At 63.3% G+C, this 2,924-nt stretch carries 3 protein-coding genes and 1 tRNA gene; 3 read left to right on the forward strand and 1 reads right to left on the reverse strand.

Going from position 1 to position 2,924, the window contains the following annotated elements; genetic code table 11:
• Both xseA and Q0K62_RS07950 read left to right on the forward strand, forming a co-directional pair.
• Window positions 1-1,173 (forward strand): exodeoxyribonuclease VII large subunit (gene xseA / locus Q0K62_RS07945; RefSeq protein ID WP_297317437.1); only part of this gene is annotated, 1,173 nt, incomplete at its 5' end.
• A gap of 157 nt (window positions 1,174-1,330) precedes the next feature.
• On the forward strand, window positions 1,331-1,651 hold the full coding sequence (locus Q0K62_RS07950) for an exodeoxyribonuclease VII small subunit (RefSeq protein ID WP_297317438.1): 321 nt from the start codon (window positions 1,331-1,333) through the stop codon (window positions 1,649-1,651).
• A 24-nt stretch (window positions 1,652-1,675) separates the two neighbouring features.
• Here the strand turns inward: Q0K62_RS07950 and Q0K62_RS07955 are convergent, their stop codons facing one another.
• Window positions 1,676-2,701 (reverse strand): endonuclease/exonuclease/phosphatase family protein, encoded by a 1,026-nt coding sequence (locus Q0K62_RS07955; protein ID WP_297317439.1) that lies wholly within the window; start codon window positions 2,699-2,701, stop codon window positions 1,676-1,678.
• 148 nt (window positions 2,702-2,849) lie between these two features.
• Between Q0K62_RS07955 and Q0K62_RS07960 the strand changes: the two genes are divergently transcribed.
• Window positions 2,850-2,922, forward strand: a tRNA-Arg gene (locus Q0K62_RS07960).
• Window positions 2,923-2,924 lie beyond the last annotated feature (2 nt).

A 2,924-nucleotide genomic window follows, 5' to 3' on the forward strand; every position in this document is an offset into this window, starting at 1 on the left:
GTCAGCGTGCTCAGCCAGAAGTACCACGATGCGGTGGCCCGCTGGCCCGGGGCCTGGATCGAGGGGCAAATCGTTGAAATCAACACCAGGCGCACCGGTTCCGCATATCTGACCCTGCGCGACGACTTTGAAGACATATCAATCAATGTCATGGGCTTCCGGGCCTTCGCCACCCAGGCCAGGGACTTCCGCCAGGGCGACCGGGTGGTGGTGCATGGCCGGCCGGACCTCTGGGTCAAGCAGACCAGGCTGAGCTTCATGGCCGACCGGATCAAGCGGGTCGGCACCGGCGACCTGAAGGAACAGATCGAGGAACTGAGACGCAAACTCAAGGGGGAGGGCCTCTTCGACGCGGAGAACAAGGTCCCCCTGCCCGAGTTCCCGAATCGGATCGGCCTGGTCTGCGCCCCCAAGGCCAGGGCCGAGGGCGATGTCATCACCAATGCCCGGCTGCGCTGGCCCACAATCGAGTTCACCGTGGTCCATGCCCATGTACAGGGTCCCCAGTGCCCGTCCGAGGTGGTCCAGGCCATCCGGAAACTCGACCAGGACCCCAGCGTCGATGTCATCATCGTGGCCAGGGGCGGCGGCAGCTTCGAGGACCTGCTCGGTTTCTCCGACGAGGCCGTGGTCCGGGCGACCGCGGCCTGCCAAACCCCCATCGTTTCAGCCATCGGGCATGAGGACGACTGGACCCTGATTGACCTGGCGGCCGACCTGCGCGCCTCCACCCCCACCGATGCGGCCAAGCGGGTGGCCCCCGACCTGGTCGAACAGGAATCGATCATCATGGAGGCACGGACCCGAATCGAGTCCCGGATCCGGAATCTGGTCGAGGGCGAGACCCGGCTGATCGACGGATATGCCAACCGTCCCAGCCTGACCCGGCCGCAGACCATGCTGGACAAGCCTCAGCGTCTGGTCGACGAGTCCCGGGTCCGTCTGGACATCGCCCTGCGACGGATTGTGGACGATGCCTCACTGACGGTCGAGAAACTCCAGTCCTCCCTGACCGCCCTCTCCCCCCAGTCAACCCTGGACAGGGGATATGCGGTGGTACAGACCGTTGAGGGCGGGGTGGTCAGCAGCCCGGACCAGGTGGCCCAGGATCAGGATCTGACACTCACCGTCAAGGAGGGCAAGATCGAAACCAGGGTGGTGGCAGTCGGCTAGGGCCGACAGGGACCACCCGGCACACTCGGCCGTTGCTGCCGGCTACGATCAGCGGTGGCCGCCGGTAAAGCCGATGCGGACCGCTGAATCTCAGCGAATCAGATAGGGTATGAAAACTTCAGACAAGACCGACAAACACAATCGACAAGGAGCGTCCATGAGCGAATCAACCGCTAAACAGGCGAAGGACAAGCAGGAAGAACCCCTACTGGCCTCGTCCCTGACCGACAAGGAGCGCGAGACCATCACCAAGCTCCCTTACGAGCAGGCTCGCGACCAGCTCATCCAGGCAGTCCAGGCCCTGGAGGCCGGCGGTCTGGACCTGGATGCCTCCATGCGCCAGTGGGAGATTGGCGAGGCCCTGGCCAAGCGGGCCCAGGAACTCCTGGGGCAGGTCAGGGCCAAGCTGGATGCCGCCCAGGAGGAGCAGGCCAGTGCAGGCGCCCAGGCCGGCACCCAGTCCAACCTGGATTCCTGAGAAGTCAGATCAGGCCATCCAGACTCAGTCGACCTCCAGGGTGGACAGCAGGGCGGCATGGTCCGATCCGGGAATGACCATGGTCTGCAGCTGACCGGCCCTGATGCCCTGATCCACCACCACATGGTCGATCGCGACCCCCCTGGGGACCCAAGCCCGGTCGGTCGGCCAGGTCATGGTCATGCCATGGCCGGCCAGGCGTGCGGCGTCCTGGAACCTGTCGCCCAGGAAATCGCGGAATACGGCATGGTCGTAGGTGGAGTTGAAGTCCCCCATCAACACATACCTGGTATGGGTATGCCGCTTCAGGCTGTTCATGTCGTCAATGCTGTCGCGCCAGGATGACCAGGTTCCGGGTGTGGGCGAGGTCGTATGGACCGAAATGAAGCGGATACTGGTGGAACCATGCTTGAAGCCCACGCTCCCCGCAGGCATCATCGAAGCCCGGGAGTTCACATCATCACGAGCCGGTGACCCCATGGGTGTGGCTGTCCATATGCCGTTGCCGTACTTCCCATCCGCTGAGGACACCTTCTTATAGGGCAGGTATTCATCAATGCCGGCATCCTCAAGGCGCTGGACGAAGTCATCCGTTACCTCCTGAAGCGCCAGAACCTCCACCCGGTTCTCCTTGACCGTCTGGACGATCGTCCGCACATCAGCCTGTCCCTTGTACACATTCAAGGTCATGACCCGGGCCGACCCATCGGTCCTGTCCGGGTGCCCCAGGGACATGTTCGTCAGGGTCTTGTCCGACAGGCCCTGACCCCCGCCGTAAAAAGGGTACTGCCAGGAGACGTTCAAGGCCAAGGCCCCGATCAAGATCAGGGCGGTCATCCACTTGGACGCGGTCAGTGCCAGGACCAGGGCAAGCAGGTCGACCAGGATGAACCAGGGCGTGAGCGCCACCAGATCGGGAAGGTAGGGCAACACCGGGAACCAGGCAGGAAGCATCCGCGCCCCCAGAACCAGCAGGGAAGCAATAGCCAGAATCCGGGCCCACCACCCGAACACGAGCCGCACCAGAAACGACTGCCGGAATTTCGACATAGGCACCTTCCGAATACGATTTGGGGCAGGCAACATTCTAACCAGACCACAGGCCCACCCCTCCCCTTTCAGCCCGTGGAACCAGTCGGCACCCCTGCAACACCACCCGCCCGACCTGGCCGCCATGCGTGGTACAGTAGTACGCGTTGCCCCGGTAGCTCAGGGGATAGAGCACTTCTCTCCTAAAGAAGGTGTCGTGCGTTCGAATCGCATCCGGGGCACT

The sequence above is a fragment of the uncultured Bifidobacterium sp. genome, assembly GCF_945269915.1.
GTDB lineage: Bacteria > Actinomycetota > Actinomycetes > Actinomycetales > Bifidobacteriaceae > Bombiscardovia > Bombiscardovia indica.